The organism is Asticcacaulis sp. AC466, assembly GCF_000495815.1.
GTDB lineage: Bacteria > Pseudomonadota > Alphaproteobacteria > Caulobacterales > Caulobacteraceae > Asticcacaulis.
Genome location: NZ_AWGE01000014.1, coordinates 123,716 through 146,038, shown reverse-complemented (window position 1 = coordinate 146,038; position 22,323 = coordinate 123,716). Strand labels below are relative to the sequence as shown.

Genomic DNA, 22,323 nt, shown 5'->3' with positions numbered 1-22,323 from the left:
AATCCCGAAACGCAAGATTCGCCTTTGGCCATTTCATTAAGGCCGTAGGTAACGTCCTTACAGGTGACGGGCAAGTTTTTTGTGCTGCCTCCCGTGGTTTCCTCCTTTCGGCGCGGCTGGCGCGCACCTCGGTTTCGATTGCTTTTTGCGACGATTTCAGAAACAACTGTGGCTTTCCATAAACCGCCCAGAACCTCAGGGTCGCTCCTTTGCCCTATTCACTAGAAATCAGCGCGCGCACGGTTGAAGCGTTGATGAATCAGGTGCTGGATGCCGTCGTGGTCATCGACGCTGAAGGCGACATCGTTGCCTGGAACCGCCTGGCCACCGAGATCTTCGGCTGGAGCGAGACGGAGGCCTTGGGCCGGTCCCTGGGGGAATTGATCGTCCCATCGGCCCACCGCGACGGCCATCGCCTGGGGATGCAACGCTTCGCCGAAACGGGCACGGCGCATGTCTTGGGCCGGCGCATCGAAATCACCGCCCTGCACCGCGACGGCCACGAATTTCCCATCGAGTTGTCCATCGTCGCTGCCCCCGCCGGCGGAGATGCCGCCTTCATCGGCTTTATCCGTGACATCACCGAACGCCGAATGGCCGAAAGCCGCCTGACCCTGAGCGAGGAATCGTTGCGGCTGGCCACCGATGCGGCCGAAATCGGCACATGGGACCTCGACATGACCACCCAGGTCCTCACCTGGTCGGATCGCACGCGCATCATGTTCGGCGTACCGGCGGGCACACCGGTCAGCATGGATGATTTCTACGCCGGGCTGCATCCGGACGATCTGGCCAATACGGCCGTGGCGTTCCTGGCGGCGCTCGATAGCCAGACGCGGTCCACCTACGACGTCGAATTTCGCACAATTGCCCGCCAGGACCAGCGCGTACGCTGGGTCGCGGCCAAGGGTAAGGGTATTTTTGACCAAAACGGCCAGTGCGTCCGCGCCGTCGGCACCGCCATCGATATCACCGCGCGCAAACGGGGCGAAGCGCGCCAGGCCGTGCTGTTGGAACTCACCGATCTTCTGCGCAGCGGCAATACCGCAGAGGCGCTCGAAGCCGCCTGTGCCCTCATGGGACGCCATTTCAGCGTATCGCGTGTCGGCTTTGGCCAGTTCGATCCGGTGGCAGACGTCTTCACCTATACGGTATGCTGGACGGACGGCACGGTGCCGCCCCTTCTGGGCGACTACCGGGCCAAGGCGTTCGGCGAAAAGATCGTGGCGCGGCTGAACGCAGGGCAAACGGTCGTGGTCAACGACCTGTTCGCCGACACGCTCAGCGACGAAAACCGCACACGCGAGACCGCCAGCCAAGTCGACACCCGGGCGATACTGGTCGTGCCCTTCCTGCGCGGCGACCGCCTGCGCACCATTGTCTACCTCAATTCACGCCATCCCCGCCCCTGGGCCGCCGACGAGATCGCGTTCATGGAAGCCGTCGCCGAACGGACGCGCGAACTGATCGACCGCGTCGAAGCCGAAGCCGCCCTGGCCGCCCGAGAAGCGCAGTTTCGCCTCCTGGCCCAGGCCATGCCCAACCATGTCTGGGCGGCAAATCCCGACGGCACGCTCGACTGGTTTAACGATCAGGTCTACGCCTATAGCGGCGCGCAACCGGGCGACCTGGACGGCGGGAAATGGGCCGATATCGTCCACCCCGACGATGTGACCGTCGCCGCTTCAGACTGGATCGACGCCGTGCAAGCCGGCGTGACCTATGAGACTCAGTTTCGCATCCGCCGCGCCGACGGCGCTTATCGCTGGCATCTGGTTCGCGCGGTCCCGCTGCATACGCCAACGGGCAAGATTTCGACCTGGATCGGCACCAATACCGACATCGAAGCGCAGAAGTCGGAGCTCAACGACACGCGCGACTTCGTCCGCCTGGCGCTGGGCGCGGTTGACGGCATCGGCGCCTGGACGTTCGACGTGGCCAGCGACACCTTCTTCTTCGACGAGTCCGTCGCTGCCGTCTACGCCCTGCCCCCCGGCGCGGGCAAGACCGGCCTGCGGCGTGAGGCCTTTCTGGCCAATGTCCATCCGGAAGACATGATCGCCCTGCGCGCCACCATGGCGGCCGGCCTGCAAAACGCGGGCGAACTGGAGCTGGAATACCGCATCGTCCATCCCGACGGCTCGGTCCGCTGGGTGCTGTCGCGCGGCAATACCTATTTCGAAAACGGCCACCCCGTCCGCCGCATCGGCATTGGCGTGGACATGACGGATAAACGCCGCCTCGAAGAACAGCTGCGCCAGTCGCAGAAGATGGAAGCGGTGGGCCAGCTCACCGGCGGCATCGCCCACGATTTCAACAATATGCTGGCCGTGGTCATGGGCTCGCTCGACCTGCTCAACCGCCGCGTCAGCCTGGAAGACGCCCGCGCCCGCCATTATGTCCAAGCGGCGGCCGACGCGGCCAAGCGCGCCGCCAACCTGACCCATCGCCTGCTCGCCTTCTCGCGCCAGCAGCCGCTGCAACCGGAATGCCTCGATCCCAACCGTCTGGTCGCCGGCATGTCGGACCTTCTGCGCCACTCGATCGGCGCCGACATCCAGCTGGAAGCCGTCCTCGCCGGCGGTGCCTGGCGCATCGAGGTGGACCCGAACCAGCTTGAAAACGTCATCCTCAACCTGTCGGTCAATGCGCGCGACGCCATGCCTGACGGCGGCAAGCTGACCATCGAAACCCAGAACGCGCACCTCGACGCCCGCTACGTCTCCTCCGAACTGGGCGTCCCGGCCGGCCAATATGTCATGATCGCCGTCACCGACACCGGATCGGGGATGCCGGCCGAAGTGATCGCCAAGGCTTTCGACCCATTCTTCACCACCAAGGCCGTGGGCAAGGGCACAGGCCTTGGGCTCAGCCAGGTCTACGGCTTCGTCAAGCAGTCGGGCGGCCATATCAAGATCTATTCGGAAGTTGGCCATGGCACGACGATCAAGATCTATCTGCCGCGCGCCGGCGACACCGACACGGCCGCCGACCGCGACACAGACCAGAGCGCTGCTTTGTCAGGCGACCACCGCGAAGTCATACTGGTGGTCGATGACGAGGACGCCGTGCGCCAGTTCAGCGCCGACGCGCTCGAAGACCTGGGCTATCGCGTGCTCCAGGCCGAGGGGGCGGCGACAGCCCTGCAGATGCTGCGCGCCAATCCCGATGTCGTCATGCTGTTCACCGATATCGTCATGCCGGACACCAATGGCCGCAAGCTGGTCGATGAGGCGCTGAGGCTCTATCCGGGTCTGAAGGTGCTCTACACCACCGGCTACACCCGCAATGCCGTGGTCCATAACGGCGTGGTGGACAAGGGCGTCGAGCTGATCGGCAAGCCGTTCACCATCGACGAGCTGGCCGCGCGCGTCCGCGCCCTGCTCGACGCCACCTGATCTGTCCTATTTCGGCCCCTATTCGCCGCGCTGCAACTGAAGATGCACGACATTGGTGCGTTCGGTGCGGAAGCCCGCCTCGCAATAAGCCAGATAGAACAGCCATAGCTTACGGAAATGGGCATCGAAGCCGGTAATACGGCCTTCCTTCCACGCCGTCTCGAACCGCTGCCCCCATTGTTTCAGAGTCTCGGCATAGTCCTGACCGAACTTGAAATTGGACATCAGCTTAAGCCCGGCACCTTGCGTTTGTTCCAGCAACTTCTGCGCCGATGGCAGCATACCGCCGGGGAAGACATATTTCTGGATGAAGTCGGCCCGCGACTTGTAATCGTCGAACATATCGTCAGCGATGGTGATGATCTGCAAGCCCGCCTTGCCGCCCTTTTTCAGGACGTCATGCAGCTTGGTGAAATAGGTGTGCCAATAGCTTTCGCCCACCGCCTCGAACATCTCGATCGACACCACGGCGTCATATTGGCCCGTGATGTCGCGGTAGTCCATCATGACGATCTCTACCTTGTCATCCAGGCCCAGCCGCTTCATGCGCTCGACGGCATAATCATGTTGCGCCTGGGAGATGGTGACGCCGGTGACGCGCGCGCCGATGGTTTCCGCCGCATATTGCGCAAACCCGCCCCAGCCGCAGCCGATTTCCAGCACGTGCTGACCCGGCTTGAGATCGACCAGCTTGGCCAGCTTGGCGTATTTCGCCGTCTGGGCCGCGCTCAGGTCCTTATGCTCGGCCAGCCGGTCGCCTTCGAACAGGGCTGACGAATAGGTCATGGTCGGGTCCAGCCACTGGTTATAGAAGCTGTTGCCCAGGTCGTAGTGATCGAAGATATTGCGTTTCGACCCCTGCTTGGTGTTCTTGCGAAAGGCGTGCAGGATGTTGTTGACGGTGCGGGTGATGAAATTGCCGGTGAACAGCTGACCCAGCTTTTCGCTGTTGAGCGTCAGCACTTCCAGCAGGGTCGCCAGGTCGGGCGTATCCCACTCCCCTTCCTTATAGCCATCGCAAAAGCCGATATCGCCGGACGCCAGCACCCGCTTCATGAAGTTGAAGTCCTTGACCAGCAAGGTGGCGCGCGGGCCGGGCTGCTTGCCCGACAACCGCATCTGACCGCCATTGGGCATGACGATATCCATCTCGCCGAATTCCCAAACCTTTCGCAGCGTCTCCACGCCCTTGCGCACCGTGAACGGCTGGCCCTTGAGGTCGTCGATAGCGGTGGTCTGGGTGGTCATGAACGAGGCCTTTCGTTGAGAGTTATGACTCTTGTACGGTACGCCGCGCCGGGTGGATGACCCGGCCACACGATTCAGATATGGAACCCGCCAATCAAAAAACAATAGGCAAAAACAATAGGCAAAAAATAGAAAAAAGCAAAGGGGACGGGCTGGCGCCGCCCCGTCCCCGCCCGGTAAAGAGCAGAAACGGGGCGGCGCCTTCCCCAGGCCGGATCAGGGCCGCTTTACCATAACCGCCGCGCCGGAATAGGCGACTTCGGTGTCGAAATCGTCAAAGGCCGCACTCGTCGATACGCCCGGCTGGACGAAGCGAACGCGGAAGACGCGGTTGGCGACCATGCCGGGATAGCTGCCGGTGCGCGCGCCGATGCTCAGTTCGCCAGTCTTTTCGTTATAGACCAGCGGAATACGGCTGAATTCGCCGCGCGTATACCCGTTGGACACCCCGTCGTCTTCGTACAGGCTGAACGATCCGTCGGCGCCGGTATAGACGGTCAGGGTCAGCGGCGCATCGGGCTTTTCATCGACATATTGCGTCACCGGCCCCATCGGCACCACCGAACCCGCCTTGACGAACAGCGGCATCTGCGTAACCGGTGCGGCGACCGTTACGCTCTGACCGCCCTTGACCTTGGCGCCGGTATAGAAGTCGTACCAGTCGGCCCCGGCAGGCAGGTAGACGGCGCGCGAACGGGCCTTGTACTCATACACCGGCGCGACCAGGAAGGCCTTGCCGAACATGTATTCGTCCTTGATATTCTTGCCCTTGTCGTCGTTCGGGAAGTCCATGGCGAAGCCGCGCATGATGGTGCCCGACGCGTGATAGGTGTCCGACGCGGTGGCGTAGATATACGGCATCAGGCGGTAACGCAGCTTGTCGTACCACACCATGTTGTCGCGCATGTCCGAGCCTTCGGGCGCGATGATGAAGATTTCGCGCTTCACGCCTTCGCCGTGCGAACGGAACAGAGGCGAGAAGGCCCCAAACTGGAACCAGCGCAGATTCATCTCACGCCATTCCCGCATGTCTTCCGCCGTACCCGTCCCACCGGCGGCGCGGTTTTCCTGCAAGCCGCCGACATCCGTGCCCTGGAAGCGTGTTTCCTGGGCGTAGCCGCCGATATCGTGCGTCCAGTTCGGCACGCCCGACATCGAGAAGTTCACCCCGGCGGCGATCTGGTCGTACAGGTTGTTCCAGCGGCCGACCGTATCGCCCGACCACACGGCGGCGGCATTGCGCTGCACGCCGGCAAAGCCTGAGCGGGTCAGGATGAATTGGCGCGTATCCGGCTGGTCCTTGACCAGGCCGTCATACATGGCCTTGGTGTTCATCAGCGCATAGGCGTTGTGGACGATGGCCCCAGGCCCCATCTGGGTCGGGGTGATCAGGGCGGCGAAATCCTCCGGCGAGGTATTGGAGCGCACATCCGGCTCGGTATTGTCCATCCACCACGCGTCGAAGCCCTTCACGACCAGCTTGTCGTGCAGCGACTTATAGTACATGTCGCGCGCTTCCTGATTATAGGGCGAATAGTGGCTGTTGAGATAGCCCTTGCCCACCCAGTCGAGTTCGCCCTCTTCGACATTCTTCGTCCACATATAGCCCTTCTTTTCGAAGGCCTTGTAGTTGTCGGTATTGGCGTAGAACTTGCCCCAGATCGAAATCATGATGTGGGCGTGCTGGGCGTGCACCTCATCGACCATCTTTTGTGGATTGGGGAAGCGCTTGGGATCGAAATCGTGGCTGCCCCACTGGTCTTCCGGCCAGTAGAACCAGTCCTGCACCATGTTGTCGATCGGGATCTTCATATCGCGATAGGTCTTGAGCACGTCCAGAAGCTGGTCCTGCGTCTCGTAGCGCTGGCGGGACTGCCAGAAGCCATAGGCCCATTTCGGCATCATCGGCGCCTGGCCGGTCAGGTGGCGGTAACCGCCGATCACGCCATCGATGCTGTCCGACGCAATGAAATAGTAGTTGAGCCCGGTCCCTGCCTCGGACGAAAATTGCAGCGAATGCTGGTCGGCCGACGATTGCGGGTTGTTGTGCGTGACGGCAACCATGCCGCCCGACGGCTTCCATTCGAGATGGAACTTGACCGGCTTGCCCTTTGCGAAGGTCTGCTCGAAATTGTGATACCACGGGTTCCAGCCCTGGCGCCAGACGCTCAGGACCTTTTTGCCGTCCAGGGTCAGGTCGGCATAGTCCGACGAATAGAGCTGCATCTTATGCACGCCCGCCACGTCCGACGTCATAGTGCCGTCCCACACGACAAGGACCGTCTTACCTTGCGTCGCGGCCTTGCTCAACGCCGGATCGGTCGGCCAGTTGGCGGCGACGTCTTTCAGATATTGATAGCGGATATCGGTTTCGACACGCGTCAAAACCAGCTTGCCATCGACATAGTATTTGGCGGTCAGGCCCTGACTGCCGTCCTCGGCCGTCAGCTTCAGATCGCGGCTGAACAGGGCGTAAGGCGTCGGATTTCCCCAGCGCGTGATCGAATTATTGTCCCACAACACGCCGTAATTCTTGTCCGACACCACAAACGGAATCGCCACGTCCATATTGTGCTGCGACAGAAGGACGTCTTCGCCATTCATGTCCATCTGGGCGTTCTGGTGCTGGCCCAGGCCGTAAAAGCTTTCGCGCGTGCCGGTGTTGAACTGGGCGTGGGTGGCGACGAAGGGCTGGCCTTCGATCGTCACCGGCGTGATGGCGGCGCGCGTTTCGGTCAGGACCGGCTTGCCCGCCGCGTCATAGAAAGTCACCAGCCCCGATTGCAGCGACACCACCGCCGAGGCCTTGGCTGCCTTGAGCGTCACGGCGTTTTTCGTTTCGGAGACAGTGAACGAACCGCCCGGCTGGGCCACCGTCATCAGGGACGGCATCTGCTGGCGCGCCGGATCGTCGACCGCCAGGACATGAATGATCGCGTCGCTCATGACCTCAAGGCGTATCTCCTTGGCCGCGCCCGTATCCGGCTTGACGACAATGCCCGTCGCGGTCTTTTCATAGGTCCCGGCCAGGGCCGCGCCCGCCGACATCACCAGGGCCAACACCGATACCGTCGCCCAAATCTTTGCTGTTTTCATCTCAACTTTCCCTCTTATTGTTCTATGTGACGTCAAAAACCCCAATTAACTGCACCTCCCCACCTGTGGTGGGAAGGGGGACCGCACGACGGCAGCGTGCTGCCTAGATGCGGTGGTGGGGCATCTTGATTACATTTCCATACTACTTCTCATAGGTCCCCAGACGCACCTTAAGCACCACCGGCGCGCCAGTGAAGTTCAGTCCGTAATCGGTCTGGTCACCGTTCCACACATACTCCATGACCCATTTACCCGCTTCGAAATGGCCCTGCTCGACGCGGTCCAGTACAAAGCCCCGGGCCTTATTGGCCTCACCGGTATCGAAGGTGATGCGCGCATTAAGCCCCGTCACCAGAAATTCGTTGTCGCTCAGCTTCGCCACGGCCACGCCGCCGCTCGGCACATCCGATCCGTCCGGATAGCCGTTCTTGTTTTCCGGGTCCCATTCGGGCAGCCCGAACTGCCATTGGCGATAGGTCACCTTGGCCGACCACGCCTTGCCCAGATCGAGCGACTGGGCCGAATGATCGTCAGGCTCCGACACGCCCCACACCTGGCTTTCATAGCTGAGCTTCGCCCATTCGCGGTCCATGCCGCCGAACAGCTTGTACAGGGTGGCGAACGGCTTCACCGCGTCGGCGTCGAACACCTTGGCGCCCAGCGGATAGTTGGCGTAGCCGGTATAGTCGAAACCGAACGGATCGAACCCGACGCCCTGACGCCCCAGCACCGAAAAGAGATAGCGCGCATAGATCGGCTTATTGCCGCTTTCGGCAACATAGAGCGGATTGTCGGCGCGGGCGTACTGGCTGAGCGTTGCCTCATAGCTTTGCGAACCGGGCGAATACAGATCCGGCGCCAGAATTTCGATATGCGGGGCGGCCACCTTCCACACGTCCATGACGCTGTAGACCGGCCCGCCCGATGCGTAGGAGCCCGGAGTCTGATCGGGATTGAGCGGGTCTTTCAGCGCGGCATTGACATAGGTCGGCAACGGATAGACGGCGTCGCCCGCCGCCACGATATCATCGACATAGCGGGCAATCGACCAGGCATGGAAATATTCGTCAGCGTCCTTGCCGAACACCTGATTCCAGTTACCCGGCGACTTTTTGTAACGGGTCAGCAGGGCTTGCGGCACGGGCTGCGCCATCAAGGCATCGGCCTTCGGCGAATAATCGCGCGCCGTGCGATAGACGCCAACCTCGTTCTCCGGCTGGAGCATGATGACGGTGTGACGGTCGCCGTCTATGGCCTTGATATGCTTGACCAGTTCGACATAGGCGCGCTTGTCCGCCTCGCGCGTCGTGTCGTAGAGCGGCGACAGGGCGTATGAGGTGGTTCCATCCTTGTTCGTCAAACGCGGAAACCGCTTGTTGTCGAGCTTGACCCAAGACGGTGTATAGCTCGGACCGGTGTTCTTCCAGGTGCCGAACCACAGAATGACCAGACGCACCTTGTTCTCGCGCGCTTCCTTGACCAGGGTATCGACAAAGCTGAAATCGAACTTGCCTTCGACCGGCTCGACCTGCTCCCACGACACCGGCATGGTCAGGGTGTTGGCGTGCATGTCCTTGATCGCCGGCCACACCTTGGACAAGGCGCCGGGGTAGTTGCTGGAATTATTGGCCTGCCCGCCCAGAACCAGAAACGGCGCGCCATCGACTATCAGGGCGTATTTGCCATCCGTCTGCACCAGATGGGGAATGGGCGAGGTCGCCGTTGACGCCTTGACGGGCGTCTTGGCTCCGGCTGCCCCTGAGGCCAGAAGCGCCAGAGGCGATATAAGTGATAGCGCTACCAAAGCCAGTTTCGAACCTGCATTGCGCCTTGATTGTGTCATAGTACCCCTTCCTGTGTCCCGCTGTCCTTAACCTTAGCCCGTTTTAGGGACAAATGGACAGTCATCTATAAAATCGATACTCATCTGTAAAATTTACATACAATGGGGCCAGATGAAGCGGCAAGCGTCAATTCACGAATCTGGTTTTTAAATAGTATTTTTTTCTGTAAGGTTTGGTCAGGCGCGCCGAATCCCCAAAAGGACACAGCGTGCCTCAGGGATATAGACAGACTTCAAGAAAGCAATTGCATGCGATCCGAACTCGGCGTCAGCCTCGCCTACGGGCTTCTCGCGACGCTCGGCCAATCCATCGTCACCGGGGAATTCGACAAGACAGGCTTCCCCACCGAGGCCGAGTTGTGCGTGAAGTTCGGCGCCAGCCGAACCGTCATGCGCGAAGCCGTGAAAATGCTGTCGGCCAAGGGCCTGATCAGTTCGCGTCAGCGTCAGGGTACGCGCGTCGAACCGGTCGAAAACTGGAACCTGCTCGATCCGGACGTACTGCGCTGGCTGATGGAGCGCCCCTACTCCAACAAGATTTTCCTCGAATTCGCCCAGATGCGCCTCGCCATCGAACCCGCCGCCGCCGCCCTGGCCGCCGAAAACCAGGACCGGCCAGCCATAGCCAGCATTCGCGAAGGCCTCCAGGCCATGATCGACCATGCCGGCCAGCCCGATCTGGCGCTCAAGGCCGATATCGACTTCCATGTCGCCATCCTGAAGGCGTCGGGCAATCCCTTCTTCTGGCGTCTCAAGCCGCTGATCACCAATGCGCTCAACCTGTCGATCCAGTTGACCAACAAGATTGCCGGCCACATGGCCGACATCCAGGCGCACCAATCCATTCTGGTCGCCATCGAAAAGGGTGACGCCGATACCGCGCGGCGCTCATCCGAGGCCATACTGGTTGAATCGGTCAACCTGATCGGAAAGGTCCAGGCGGCTTAAGGTTCAGGCCGTATAAGGCGCCAACCCGGTCGAACCAGATCGGCGCCCGTCTTGCCTTATCCGCACCGGTTACACCGTCGGTGTGATCCGCACCATCACCACGCCGTGCGACGGCACGTTTGCGCCATAGCTGCCCTTGACGTTTGTTTTGACCGCCTTGGACCACAGGTCACGAACCGTGGCCTTCATCCCCGCCGGTAATTGCAGGGTCTCCCAATCGACCGCCATCGTCTTCGCCTCGCCGGAACGGTTGAACAACACCACAGCCCGGTCGCCACCCTTGAGCGGACGCACCCAGACCTCGAAATCGCCATCCTTGACCAAGCGGCGGCCCTGCTGGCCCAACGGGTCCTGATCGACCGCAATGACATCGCGATTGGTCAGTATGGCCAGGGTTTCCGGGGTCATGTTCGACAGGTCGTTACCCGCGATCAGCGGCGCTGCCAGCATGGCCCACAGCGAGAAATGCGACCGGTATTCGGTATCGGTCATCCCGCCATTGCCGACCTCCAGCATGTCCGGATCGTTCCAGTGATTGGGGCCGGAATCCATCCACAGGTCGGCATTTTGGTCGAGAATCCACAGGAAGGAATGACTATAGCCTTCGTCCTTGTCCCAGGAATCGCGGATATCGCCGGTCGTGCGCCACTGGTGCCCTGGCTTGGCGGCCCATTCGCGCGGCTTGTTGTCGCCCCACTCACAGATGCTGAGCAGAATATCGCGGCCAGATTGGCGCAGCGCCTTGGCCATCAAGGTATAGGCGGCTTCGGCATTGCGCGTGCCGGTATTGCACCAGTCGTATTTGAGATAGTCCACGCCCCAGGCGGCATAGGTGCGCGCATCCTGAAATTCATAACCGGCCGATCCGGGACGGCCGCCACAGGTCTTCACCCCCGCATCGGAATAGATGCCGAACTTGAGCCCCTTCGAATGGATATAGTCGGCAAGCGCCTTGATGCCAGACGGGAAGCGTTCGGGATCGGCCTGGATCGTGCCGTCGGCGGCGCGGTCCTTTTGCCAGCAGTCGTCGATGACGACATACTGATACCCGGCATCTTTCATGCCTGACGCCGCCATGGCGTCAGCCACCGCGCGAATCTTGCCTTCATCGATATTGCACCCGAACTTGTTCCACGAATTCCACCCCATCGGCGGCGTCAGGGCCAAAGGCGGCTTCGGTGCATCCAGTTGCAGGGTTTCGTGCGCCTGCGCCTGCCCGCCCAACATGCCGGACATCAGCGTCACGGGCATCAGCAGCACGGCGGCGACCGCGATAATCGCGTCCTTTAATCTCATTCTATTCGCTCCCTCTTTGGCCGGTGTACGTCACCGGTCTTTGCGCTAATAAATAACACAATTCCATGCCTGACAATCCATTGCGACGAATAAATAAATTTGCATTATGAATTAGCTCATGCGTTCACCGAGGTGTGGTTTTTTTGTCTTTTTCTTCAGAATAGCGTTATCTCTGAAATAAATTTTAATGACATAGGCCTATTTTTTCGCCGTTCCGCTTGCCGTTTTCGCAACTGCACACTAACCTTGCAGCCAGGGCGGAGTTCGACGGCAAGGGAAGCAACCTGTATTTTTTCTCGCGTATCCGAGACCAAACTTTTCATTCCTGAGGTTCTTTTGTCAAAAAAGCGCGTTCGTAAAGCCGTCATTCCCGTAGCCGGTCTCGGCACCCGCGTCCTTCCCGGCACCAAGGTCATTCCAAAAGAATTGCTGGTCGTCGTTGACCGGCCAATTCTGGCCTATGTTGTCGAAGAGGCGCGTGCCGCCGGCATTGAGCACTTCGTCTTCGTCACCGGCCGCGCCAAGGGCGCCATCGAGGACTATTTCGACCATCAGGTCGAATTGGAAGCCCAACTGGCCGCCAAGGGCAAGACTGCCATTCTGGACCAATTGCTCAAGGAACTGCCCAAGGCCGGCGAAATGAGCTTCGTGCGCCAGATGCAACCACTGGGCCTGGGCCACGCCGTGTGGTGCGCCCGTGACATCATTGGCGACGAACCCTTCGCCGTCATCCTGCCCGACATGGTGATGGATGCCGAAGTGTCGGCCACCAAGCAAGCCATCGACGCCTACGACCAGGTCGGCGGCAATATCATTGTCGTCGAGCCCGTGCCCCACGATCAGACCCACCAATACGGCGTCGTCGCCCTCGAAGGCCAGGATGGCCGTCTGAACCGGATGTCCGGCATGGTCGAAAAGCCGGCCAAGGGCACTGCGCCGTCCAACCTGATCGTGTCGGGTCGCTATATCCTGCAACCGGAAATCTTCGCGCTTCTGGCGTCTCAGGAAAAGGGCGCCGGCAACGAAATCCAGTTGACCGACTCCATGTTCCGCCTGATGGAAACCCAAAGCTTCCATGCGCTGGAATATGACGGCGTGACCTATGATTGCGGCGACAAGATCGGCCTGCTGCGCGCCAATGTCGGCCTGGCGCTGAAAAATCCCGAACTGAAGGACGCCGCCCGCGCCGCGCTTCTCCCCTTCTTCCAATAGCCTGCGTCCCCGGGCCGCCTGCCTAAACGGCGGGCGGCCTTGACAAAAGCCACTGCATTTTTACTTTCCGGCATGGCATAGCCAGCTATCGCGTATGCCGAAAACACATCCGAGGACTACTGCCCAATGCCCATGCTTCCCAAGGTCTCCATTCCCGAAAACACCTACGAATTTGAAACCGAGGTGCTGGTTAAGCCGACGGGCTTCCGCGAATATGACGCGCGCTGGGTTTTCGGCAAGGAAATCAACCTGCTCGGCATTCAGGCCCTGGGTCTGGGCCTCGGCACCTATATCCATGAGCGCGGCGTAACGCCGAAGCTCGTCACCGGCCACGATTTCCGTTCCTATTCCACCAATATCAAGAATGCCCTGATCATCGGCCTGATGCAGGCGGGCATCGAAGTCATCGATATCGGCCTGTGCCTGTCGCCCATCGCCTATTTCGCCCAATTCGATCAGGACGCGCCCTGCGTCGCCATGGTCACCGCCTCGCACAATGACAATGGCTGGACCGGCGTCAAGATGGGCTGCCAGGCGCCGCTGACTTTCGGCCCCGAAGAAATGACCCGCCTGAAGGAAATCGTCATGGGCGGCCTGGGCGTTGAACGGCCGGGCGGCAAGCTGACCCGCGTCGAAGGCGTACAGCAACGCTACATGGACGACATCTCGTCGAAACTGCAACTGAAGCGCAAGCTTAAGGTCGTCTGCGCCTGCGGCAACGGCACGGCGGGCGCCTTCGCGCCGCAAACCCTGCGTGCCATGGGCGCCGAGGTGATCGAGCTCGACACCAATCTCGACTCGACCTTCCCGAAATACAATCCGAACCCCGAAGACCACGAAATGCTGCTCGACATGGCCAAGGCGGTCAAGGAGCACAATGCCGACCTGGCCCTGGGCTTTGATGGCGACGGCGACCGCTGCGGCGTGGTCGACAATACGGGCCAGGAAATCTTCGCCGACAAGATCGGCCTGATGCTGGCGCGCGACCTGTCGGAAATCTACAAGAACGCGACCTTCGTGGTCGACGTCAAATCGACCGGCCTCTACGCCACCGACGAAGTGCTGAAAAAGAACGGCGCCAAGACGGTCTACTGGAAGACCGGCCACTCCTATATCAAGCGCAAGACCGACGAACTGAAAGCCCTGGCCGGGTTCGAAAAGTCGGGCCACTTCTTCCTGGCCCCGCCGATCGGCCGCGGCTATGACGACGGCCTGAAGGCTGCCGAAGCCATCCTGGCCATGCTCGACCGCAATCCGGGCAAGACCCTGTCGGAACTGAAGGACGCCCTGCCCGTCGCCTATACCTCGCTCACCATGTCGCCGCACTGCGCCGACGAAGTGAAGTACCAGATCCTGGAAAAGATCGTAAAGGAATACGAAGACCTGCTGGCTGCCGGCGGTTCGATCCTGGGCCGCAAGGTGACCGAGGTCATTACGGTCAACGGCGCGCGTGTCCACCTCGAAGACGGCTCGTGGGTGCTGGTGCGCGCATCGAGCAACAAGCCTGAACTGGTGGTCGTGGTCGAATCCCTGCGCTCCGAAGACGACATGCGCGACCTGTTCCGCAAGGAAGTGAAGCCGCGCCTGGCCAAATATTCGGAAATCACCGACTACAATCAGGAGATCTAAGCATGTCAGAAGATCTGAAGGTGGTTTATACGGTCGTCCAACACGACGGCGGCTGGGCTTACAAGGCCGGCGATACCTATTCCGAAACCTTCGCCAGCCATGACCTGGCCCTGGCGGCGGCCCGCACCGCCGCCCGCGAACAAACGGCGCCGGGCAGCGACACCGGCATCTCCTACGAAGACGCCAACGGTGTCTGGCACAATGAACTTGCCCACGGTGAAGACCGTCCGGAGACGTCGGTCGAAGACTGACGGCCGTCAGCCCCCGAACCAGCCGCTCTGCCGGACCGGCACGGCTTCGGCAACGGCCCGCGCAATCGTGTCTATAGCCTTGCGTCCGGCGGCAATCCACCCGGCGAACAGGACAAAGCCGTGGATGGTGCCCTGCGCTTCTTCGTGCCGGACATTGACACCAGCGGCCTCCAACCGCGCAGCGTAGGCAATCGCCTCGTCACGCAGCGGATCGAGGCTGGCGGTGATGATCAGCGCCGGCGGCACCCGGCGCAGGCGCTCAACCGGCGCGACGATCGGCGAGGCCATCATCTCTTCGCCATAGGACGGATCGGGCAGATATTCCGTTTCGGCGCGCTTGATATCGAATTCCCGCAGGAAATAGCGGCCGTCGCCCAACGCGCCGCGCGACTTGTAATCAGCCGAGGCACGGGCGCTGATCACGGGATAGACCAGCACCTGCAGTGCCAGCCTTGCCTTCGTTTTCAGACAAGCGGCCGCCGCCAAATTGCCACCGGCGCTGTCGCCGGTGACGATCAGACGCGACGGGTCGCCGCCCAATCTGCGGGCATTCTTCGCCGCCCAGTCCAGTGCCGCCACGCAGTCGTCTATGGCCGCCGGGAAGACGTGCTCCGGCGCGCGGCGATAGTTGACGTCGATCAGGATGAAACCGCCCGCCGCGCAATAGGCCGCGCAAACTTTTCCGTAGGAATCGGGATCGCCGAGTACCCAGCCGCCGCCGTGGATATGCACCACCACCGCAGGCCGGACCTGAGACCTCCCCTGCGCCGTCCGGGGAGGATAATAAAGGCGCAGAGGAAGCCGCCCGCCAGGCCCGGCGATCATGATGTCCTCGACCGTCATCGCTGACAGGGCTTCGGACGACGTGACCGGACCATACAGATCGGCAACGTAGGCCAGTCCGGCGCGGCGTTCCTCGACCGTCGGGTCGGCAGGCGCACCGGCAAAGGCCTGCGCCATCTCGGTCAGCAACGCCGCCGTGTCTTCGTCGACGAACGGCCCACTCACATCTTTACCCCAAGGCTCAGACGGATCGTGCGCGGATCGCCATAATAGGCCAGTTGATAGCCCAGCGAGTCGGACAAGTCGAAGGCCTGGGTTATGTAGCGCCGGTCGGTCAGGTTCTTGGCGCCCAGCTGCACATAGTAACCGGCATCAGGCGATTCCCAGCGCACGGCGGCATTGACCAGTGTATAGGCCTGCTGCGCCACGATCTCACTGCTCGATACGGTGGTATAGGCCTTACTGCGATAGGAGATATCGCCGATCAAGGTCAGCGAGCCGTTGCCGCCGAGGTCGAAGCGGTAGGTGGCGCCGCCGCGCGTATCCCATTTCGGTGCGTTGACCAGATGGCGCTGATCGCTGATATCGGCGCCGTTCGGCCCGATATAGGTATCGTAGTGGCCGTCGAGATAGCCGACCGTCGCGCTCAGGGTCAGGGCCGGAACCGGACGGGCGTTCAGTTCGATTTCGACACCGCGCATGGTGGCCGCACCGGCATTGGTGAACAGAGCGATGAAACCGCCGCTCGAATCCGCCGCGAAACTGGAAAGCTGCAAATCCTTGTAATCGTTCCAGAAGATGGCGCTGTTGAGCGTAATGCGCTGGCGCGGCCAGGACAGTTTAAGGCCGGCCTCATAGGCAGTCAGGTTTTCCGGATCGTAGGGAATAGCCCCCGCCGCGCTGTCATTGGCGCGGCCGTCGAAGCCACCGCTCTTGAAGCCCTTGCTGACGCTGACATAGGCCAACTGGTTGTCGGTGAAGTGATAATCGACCTCAAGCTTCGGTGTTAGCGAGTCCCAGGTGTGCTTGGCACTGACATCGGTGGCCAAGGCGCCCGGCAGAGAATAGTCCACCGGGTAGGTAGTGGACGGGGCAAAGAATTTCTGCGTGCGGCCGAATTCCTTCTTTTCATTGGTGTAGCGCAGGCCCGCCGTGACCGACAGGCGCGGCGTCAGCTTGTATGTGCCCTGCCCGTAAAGGGCGGTGCTGTAATTGGTCTGGTCATTGAGCGAGCCGGACACCAGCGTGATCACCGGCGCATAGAGGCCGGAATAGGTGATGTCGTGTTCCTGGAAATAATACGCGCCGCTGACAAAATTGAAGCGATCGCCTGTATAGGAAAATTGCAGTTCCTGGCTGAACTGATCCTGCTTTTCCTCATCGAAGACACCGAAGATATCGAGCGGCGTGGCGTCGAGATCGAGCGCCGCACCATAGCGCATCCGGCGATAGGCGGTGACCGACTTGAGGTCGGTCTGAGGACTGAGGTGCCATGCGGCGACCACAGACACGCCGCTGGTGTCGAGGCGGTTATGAGTGTTGAAATTGGCGTCGACCTGGAACGGATCGGACTTGGTGGCCGGATAGCCGAACACGTCGGTGGCGCGCGCCGGGGTGCGCGAGGTGTCCGGATGGTCGCGGCTGTTGTCGAGATTGAGCGACAGGCTGAAATCCTCGCTGGGCTTCCATTGCACCGCCAACCGTCCGGCCAGCAGGTTCTTGTCGCCGTCGCTGCGGCCGTCAAAGGCGTTGTCGGAGTAGCCGTCGCGCTTGGCATAGGCGATGGCGGCCTTGCCCATCAGGGTACCCGAGGCGTTGAGCGCACCGCTGATATTGCCGCGGAATTCGGTGTCGTTGTAATTGCCAGCCGTAGCCTCGGCCTCGGCGCGGAAATGGGAGCTGAACGGCTTGGAGACGAACTTGACCGCGCCGCCTATGGTGTTGCGGCCATAAAGCGTACCCTGCGGCCCGCGCAGCACTTCGATATGATCGACATCGTAAACATCGAGGAAGGCGCCCTGCGCACGTCCCAGATAGACATCATCGACATAGATGCCGACGCCTGGATCGGCAAAGGCCAGGCTGTCGATCTGACCGATACCGCGCAGATAGACCACGGCATTCGAAGCGTCGCCTTCGTGCAGGGTCAGGTTCGGCACGACCCCCTGGATGTCGCCGATGGTTTGCGCCTGAAGGTTTTGCAGGCCTTGCGCCGAGATGGCGGTGACGGCCAGCGGCACGTCCTGCAGTTTCTGGCTGCGGCGCTGGGCGGTGACGACAACGACTTCGGTATCGTGGCTGTCAGCGGTCGGCACAGCCGCTTCTGGCTGGGTTTGAGCCGTCGCGGCGGTCGCGGCCAGCATTGAAGCGGCAAGCGCGGTGCCGAGATAGAGGCAGGCTTTGTGTGGCGTCCGCGCGGACGCAGAATTTGGCTTCGGCATGGTTTACCCCTGTGTTTCCCGTGTGTCGCCGCCCTTATGGATGGGCGGTCAGGGCTTCAGGAGACATCCGGTGCCTCGTCACAACAAGTGCAAAGATAACGGAGTAAATAGCGGAAAGTTCTGCGTATAGTTTGCTGCGCTCAGGACGTTTTCAAGGCGTCGACGAACATCTGCCGGGTGCGCACGAAATGGTCGTGCAGAATGGCTTCCAGCTTGGCGGTAGGGCGCACCAGGGCCGCACGACCGTCCTCGCCGGCCTTTTCCTTCATTAGGTAGCCGTCGTCGCAAGCGCGCTTGATGCGTTCCTCACGCGTACGATTGGAACCGCTTTTCATCTTCTGGCACGCCTGACCGACCGACAATGGCCGACCGGCCCACTGCGCCATCTGGCAGCCGACGAGCAGATACCAGAACTCCTGCGTGAAATAGGAGGGGCGGCCTTCGAAAGTCTTGTCCCAGTCGCGGGCAAAGTCTTCCTGTGCCTGCACATAGGCGATGATCTGCGCCATGGTTGGCTCCCCCGCGGCAGGCAGATAGCCTGCATCGATATTGTCACGGGTGGTGGGCGCGTCATGAGTCATAGCCTGATTTCACACCTATTTCGCGTTCGTGGCAAGCGGCCTACACAAACGGCCGTCGCGCCACCTCAGCGACACATATGGTAAAGCACGATGCCGCTGGTTGTCGCGACATTATGACCTCAGCAGACAGCCCCGGCCCTTCGGCGCCGAACAACAGCGCGGCACGCGCGGCGGGCACCACCGCCGCCCGCGAACAGACGGCCCCGGGCAGCGACACCGGCATCTCCTACGAAGATGCCAATAGCGTCTGGCACAATGAACTTGCCCATGGTGACGACCGTCCGCAAACGGACGTCAAGGGTAAAGCCTCAGATCAAACCAGGTAAGCCGCCGCCATCAGGGCGTCGGCCACCTGGCCCATCTTCATGTAGTCAAAGCTGCTATTGTTCATGACGATGACCGTATGCCCGTCGGCCAGGACCCGCCGCGCCACCAGGCGGAAGCCACCATTCGATCCGTCTTCCCACGCGGTTTCGCGCATCTGACCGGCAATCGGTTCGACGCGCGTCCGCCCGCCCAGCGCGTAGTGCTGATCCGGCATCTGAACCTGCATCAGGGTGCGACGCGACGCGGGCGTCAGCACATCACCGTCCAGCACACCGGCCATCAGCCGGAACAGATCCCCCGCCGAAGCGTAATACCCTCCGGCCATCGCCATATAATCCGGAATGCCGTTCAGCTTGCGTTGTGGCGGAGACAGCGTGGCATAGGCCACCGCCATACCCGGCGTTGCGCTCGATTCGCCACGAAACAGACCGCTATCCTTTAGCCCCAGCGGTTCAGTCAGGAACTGCTGCACCAGTTCGCCATAGGTCCGCCCGCTGGCCCGTTCGGCGACCGCCTTGGTCAATATCCAGTTGGAATGGGAATAGTCCCAGCGCGTTCCCGGCGCGAAGGCCAGATCGCCGCTGGCATAGCGGCGCACCGCTTCCATCTGGTCGAGTTCCATCAGCTTCACCTGCGGATCAGCTTTGCGCGCCGCGTCGATATCGTTCGGCACGCCGCTGCAATGGCTCATCAGGTGACGCAGGGTGACGCGCCCGCCGCTATCCGCCCGATAGTCCGGAAGATAGGCGATGATCGGCGTGTCGAGCGCGACCGTCCCCGCATCTACCAGGGCCATCACCGTTATCGCAGCAATCCATTTCGACACCGATCCGGTTTCGAACCGTGACGCCAGGGCGACCTGGCGCCTGGCTTCGGCCACGCCATACGGCTTTTGCCACAAGATTTTCCCCCCGCGTCCGGCCAGCGCCACACCGTTGAAGCCATCGGCGGCAAACGGCGCCATGGCGGCGTCGAAGCGGTTGCCCGCCGCGCGGCTAAGGCCCGGTATCGCTGTCGCCAAAAGCGCGCCCGCGCCCATCATCCAATCTCGTCTGTGCACGGCCATATCTCCCAATCGTCGCCGGACGATACCACGGGGCGGCCAGGCCACAGCTTAAATCGCCGTAATGAAAGCCGGCGCGACCGACGTCTTCTCATTTCAAATTTATAATTTCTGCCGCTAAAAGTGCTTTCTGGTGTATGGCGGCAACAAAGGCGCGGGCGTGACGATCGGTTCAAAGGTGGTTTTTCCGGTCGACGGCGGAAAAATGGGGCAGGAAATCCGCGATTTCGACTGGAGCACAACGCCGCTCGGCCCCCTGGACGGCTGGCCCACCGCCCTGAAGGTGGTTACCGACATGATGCTGGCGTCCAAATTCCCCAGCGCCCTTTTCTGGGGACCTGAACACACCCTCATCTACAACGATGCCTATATTCCGATGCTGGGGGAAAAGCGCCATGCGCTGGGCCGTCCCCTGTCCACGGTGTGGGCCGAAATCTGGTCGGACATCGAACCGATTGTCGCTCGCGCCCTGGCGGGTGAGGCGACCTATCTCGAAAACCTGAAGCTGGTCACGACGCGCAACGGTCATCCGGAAGACAGTTGGTTCACCTTCTGCTATTCGCCGGTGCGCGGCGATGACGGCCATATCCACGGCGTCATCGACTGGGCCATCGAAACCACCGCCCAGATCGTAGCTGAGGCCGAGCGCGAATGCCAGGCGGCCGCCTTGCGCGACAGCGAACAGCGCTTTCGCGACATGGCCAATTCGGTCAACCAGATGATCTGGGTCACACGGCCGGATGGGTATCACGACTACTATAATCGGCGATGGTACGAATATACGGGCGTGCCCGAAGGCTCGACCGACGGCGAGGCCTGGAACGACCTCTTCCATCCCGACGACCAGCCGCGTGCCTGGAAGCTGTGGCGCCAGTCGCTGGAGACGGGCGCCCCCTATGAGATCGAATACCGCCTGCGTCGCGCCGACGGCGTTTACCGCTGGACCCTGGGGCGGGCGCAATGCGTGCGCGATCCTTCCGGCGCTATAACCAAATGGTACGGCACCTGCACCGACATTCAGGAACTGGTCGATGCCCGCCAGAAGGCCGAGGCCGCCAATATCGCCAAGTCGGAATTCCTGGCCAATATGAGCCACGAAATCCGAACGCCGATGAACGCCGTCATTGGCCTGTCGAGCCTGTTGTCGAAATCGTCGCCCCTCACCGGCCGTCAAAAAGAATTCATCCATACCCTGCAAACCAGCGCCGACAGTCTTCTGGCCCTGATCAATGACCTGCTCGACATCGCCAAGATCGAGGCGCGCACCGTCGAACTGGAACACATCCCGTTCAGCCTGGCCCGGCTCGTTCAGGAAGTGGTCAGCATGATGGCCGTGCCCGTCCGGCAAAAAGGCCTCACCTTTACCGGCGAAGGTGAATGCATCGAAAACCGCCTGTTCCTGGGCGACCCCACCCGCCTGCGCCAGATCATCGTCAACCTGTGCAGCAACGCCGTCAAATTCACCGCAAAGGGCAATATCCACGTCGCCATCACTTGTCACGCGACGGACAATCCCATCATCGAAACCGTCCGCATCGCCGTGTCCGACACCGGCATAGGCATTGCGCCCGACCATCTCGAGCACATCTTCGACAAGTTCGTCCAGGCCGACAGCTCGATCAACCGCAAATATGGCGGCACAGGCCTGGGTTTGGCCATTACCAAGACCTTGACCGAAATCATGGGCGGGGCGATTTCGGTCGAAAGCCAGCCCGGTGTCGGTTCGACCTTCACCATATCCGTGCCGCTGGAAATCGCGCCCGACGCCGCCGCGCCCGAACCCACATCTTTTACCGGTGCGGTGGAAGACGCCTTCGCTGGCCACGACCGGCCATGCGTCCTGCTGGTCGAGGACTATGAGCCGAACGTGCTGGTCGCCCGAAGCTTCCTCGAAGCGTTCGGCTATCGCGTCGATGTCGCCGGCGACGGCCAGGCCGCCGTGGAAAAGGCCAGACGGGGCGATTACGCCATCGCTCTGATGGATGTGCAGATGCACGGCATGAACGGGCTTGATGCCACACGCCTCATCCGGCGCGACGAACAGACGGCGCACCGCCCGCCCCTGCCCATTATCGGCATGACCGCCCACGCCTTGGCCGGCGATCGCGAACGCTGCCTGGCGGTCGGCATGGATGACTATGTGTCAAAGCCGTTCAATCCGGACGAGCTGCGCGCCAAGATCAAGGCCTTGCGCCGGTAACCCGCGA

The 22,323-nt window shown here is 61.3% G+C and carries 15 protein-coding genes; 7 read left to right on the top strand and 8 right to left on the bottom strand.

Going from position 1 to position 22,323, the window contains the following annotated elements; genetic code table 11:
• Window positions 1-209 precede the first annotated feature (209 nt).
• A complete protein-coding gene (locus AEAC466_RS43845; protein WP_023458963.1) occupies window positions 210-3,398 on the top strand; it encodes a hybrid sensor histidine kinase/response regulator in 3,189 nt (1,062 codons plus the stop codon).
• Window positions 3,399-3,416: 18 nt separating this feature from the next.
• Here AEAC466_RS43845 and AEAC466_RS37075 read toward each other — a convergent pair whose 3' ends face one another.
• The 3 genes from AEAC466_RS37075 to AEAC466_RS37065 all read right to left on the bottom strand — a co-directional run bounded on the left by AEAC466_RS37075 (window position 3,417) and on the right by AEAC466_RS37065 (window position 9,585).
• Entirely contained in the window at window positions 3,417-4,646 is a 1,230-nt protein-coding gene (locus AEAC466_RS37075) for an SAM-dependent methyltransferase (protein ID WP_023458962.1), read from the bottom strand.
• A 216-nt stretch (window positions 4,647-4,862) separates the two neighbouring features.
• Entirely contained in the window at window positions 4,863-7,742 is a 2,880-nt protein-coding gene (locus AEAC466_RS37070; RefSeq protein ID WP_023458961.1) for a glycoside hydrolase family 31 protein, read from the bottom strand.
• 142 nt (window positions 7,743-7,884) lie between these two features.
• Window positions 7,885-9,585: a DUF5597 domain-containing protein gene (locus AEAC466_RS37065; protein ID WP_023458960.1), complete on the bottom strand. Its 1,701-nt coding sequence runs from the start codon at window positions 9,583-9,585 to the stop codon at window positions 7,885-7,887.
• 249 nt (window positions 9,586-9,834) lie between these two features.
• Between AEAC466_RS37065 and AEAC466_RS37060 the strand changes: the two genes are divergently transcribed.
• Window positions 9,835-10,533: a FadR/GntR family transcriptional regulator gene (locus AEAC466_RS37060; RefSeq protein ID WP_023458959.1), complete on the top strand. Its 699-nt coding sequence runs from the start codon at window positions 9,835-9,837 to the stop codon at window positions 10,531-10,533.
• A 69-nt stretch (window positions 10,534-10,602) separates the two neighbouring features.
• Here the strand turns inward: AEAC466_RS37060 and AEAC466_RS37055 are convergent, their stop codons facing one another.
• Window positions 10,603-11,784 (bottom strand): glycoside hydrolase family 27 protein, encoded by a 1,182-nt coding sequence (locus AEAC466_RS37055; RefSeq protein WP_052025155.1) that lies wholly within the window; start codon window positions 11,782-11,784, stop codon window positions 10,603-10,605.
• 381 nt (window positions 11,785-12,165) lie between these two features.
• Here AEAC466_RS37055 and AEAC466_RS37050 point away from each other — a divergent pair, with 381 nt between their 5' ends.
• The 3 genes from AEAC466_RS37050 (at window position 12,166) to AEAC466_RS37040 (ending at window position 14,921) form a co-directional block, all read left to right on the top strand.
• A complete protein-coding gene (locus tag AEAC466_RS37050) occupies window positions 12,166-13,041 on the top strand; it encodes a UTP--glucose-1-phosphate uridylyltransferase (protein ID WP_023458957.1) in 876 nt (291 codons plus the stop codon).
• A 126-nt stretch (window positions 13,042-13,167) separates the two neighbouring features.
• A complete protein-coding gene (locus tag AEAC466_RS37045; protein WP_023458956.1) occupies window positions 13,168-14,670 on the top strand; it encodes a phosphomannomutase/phosphoglucomutase in 1,503 nt (500 codons plus the stop codon).
• A gap of 2 nt (window positions 14,671-14,672) precedes the next feature.
• Window positions 14,673-14,921, top strand: coding sequence for a DUF2188 domain-containing protein (locus AEAC466_RS37040; RefSeq protein ID WP_023458955.1), 249 nt, complete (start codon window positions 14,673-14,675; stop codon window positions 14,919-14,921).
• A 6-nt stretch (window positions 14,922-14,927) separates the two neighbouring features.
• Here the strand turns inward: AEAC466_RS37040 and AEAC466_RS37035 are convergent, their stop codons facing one another.
• From AEAC466_RS37035 to AEAC466_RS37025, 3 genes are all read right to left on the bottom strand, one after another.
• On the bottom strand, window positions 14,928-15,929 hold the full coding sequence (locus AEAC466_RS37035) for an alpha/beta hydrolase (RefSeq protein ID WP_023458954.1): 1,002 nt from the start codon (window positions 15,927-15,929) through the stop codon (window positions 14,928-14,930).
• Window positions 15,926-18,145, bottom strand: a complete 2,220-nt coding sequence (locus tag AEAC466_RS37030; protein WP_023458953.1) for a TonB-dependent receptor — start codon at window positions 18,143-18,145, stop codon at window positions 15,926-15,928. The genes AEAC466_RS37035 and AEAC466_RS37030 overlap by 4 nt, the downstream gene beginning before the upstream one ends.
• A gap of 140 nt (window positions 18,146-18,285) precedes the next feature.
• On the bottom strand, window positions 18,286-18,726 hold the full coding sequence (locus AEAC466_RS37025; RefSeq protein ID WP_023458952.1) for a hypothetical protein: 441 nt from the start codon (window positions 18,724-18,726) through the stop codon (window positions 18,286-18,288).
• Between the two features lie 77 nt (window positions 18,727-18,803).
• On the opposite strand from AEAC466_RS37025, the gene AEAC466_RS37020 reads away from it, so the two are divergent.
• Window positions 18,804-19,052 (top strand): hypothetical protein, encoded by a 249-nt coding sequence (locus AEAC466_RS37020; protein WP_035430056.1) that lies wholly within the window; start codon window positions 18,804-18,806, stop codon window positions 19,050-19,052.
• On the opposite strand, the gene AEAC466_RS37015 is transcribed toward AEAC466_RS37020, so the two are convergent.
• Entirely contained in the window at window positions 19,040-20,113 is a 1,074-nt protein-coding gene (locus tag AEAC466_RS37015) for a serine hydrolase domain-containing protein (RefSeq protein WP_235074302.1), read from the bottom strand. The genes AEAC466_RS37020 and AEAC466_RS37015 overlap by 13 nt on opposite strands.
• Window positions 20,114-20,276: 163 nt before the next feature.
• On the opposite strand from AEAC466_RS37015, the gene AEAC466_RS43840 reads away from it, so the two are divergent.
• Window positions 20,277-22,316 carry a PAS domain-containing hybrid sensor histidine kinase/response regulator gene (locus tag AEAC466_RS43840; RefSeq protein ID WP_155913719.1) on the top strand — a complete coding sequence of 680 codons (2,040 nt, stop codon included), beginning with the start codon at window positions 20,277-20,279 and terminating at the stop codon, window positions 22,314-22,316.
• Window positions 22,317-22,323 lie beyond the last annotated feature (7 nt).

What these genes read in the sequence shown, in the direction of transcription:
- AEAC466_RS37075 (WP_023458962.1), bottom strand. Translation starts at nt 4,646, where the DNA reads ATGACCACCCAGACCACCGCTATCGACGACCTCAAGGGCCAGCCGTTC.
- AEAC466_RS37070 (WP_023458961.1), bottom strand. Translation starts at nt 7,742, where the DNA reads ATGAAAACAGCAAAGATTTGGGCGACGGTATCGGTGTTGGCCCTGGTG.
- AEAC466_RS37065 (WP_023458960.1), bottom strand. Translation starts at nt 9,585, where the DNA reads ATGACACAATCAAGGCGCAATGCAGGTTCGAAACTGGCTTTGGTAGCG.
- AEAC466_RS37060 (WP_023458959.1), top strand. Translation starts at nt 9,835, where the DNA reads ATGCGATCCGAACTCGGCGTCAGCCTCGCCTACGGGCTTCTCGCGACG.
- AEAC466_RS37055 (WP_052025155.1), bottom strand. Translation starts at nt 11,784, where the DNA reads ATGCCCGTGACGCTGATGTCCGGCATGTTGGGCGGGCAGGCGCAGGCG.
- AEAC466_RS37045 (WP_023458956.1), top strand. Translation starts at nt 13,168, where the DNA reads ATGCCCATGCTTCCCAAGGTCTCCATTCCCGAAAACACCTACGAATTT.
- AEAC466_RS37040 (WP_023458955.1), top strand. Translation starts at nt 14,673, where the DNA reads ATGTCAGAAGATCTGAAGGTGGTTTATACGGTCGTCCAACACGACGGC.
- AEAC466_RS37030 (WP_023458953.1), bottom strand. Translation starts at nt 18,145, where the DNA reads ATGCCGAAGCCAAATTCTGCGTCCGCGCGGACGCCACACAAAGCCTGC.
- AEAC466_RS37025 (WP_023458952.1), bottom strand. Translation starts at nt 18,726, where the DNA reads ATGACTCATGACGCGCCCACCACCCGTGACAATATCGATGCAGGCTAT.
- AEAC466_RS37020 (WP_035430056.1), top strand. Translation starts at nt 18,804, where the DNA reads ATGGTAAAGCACGATGCCGCTGGTTGTCGCGACATTATGACCTCAGCA.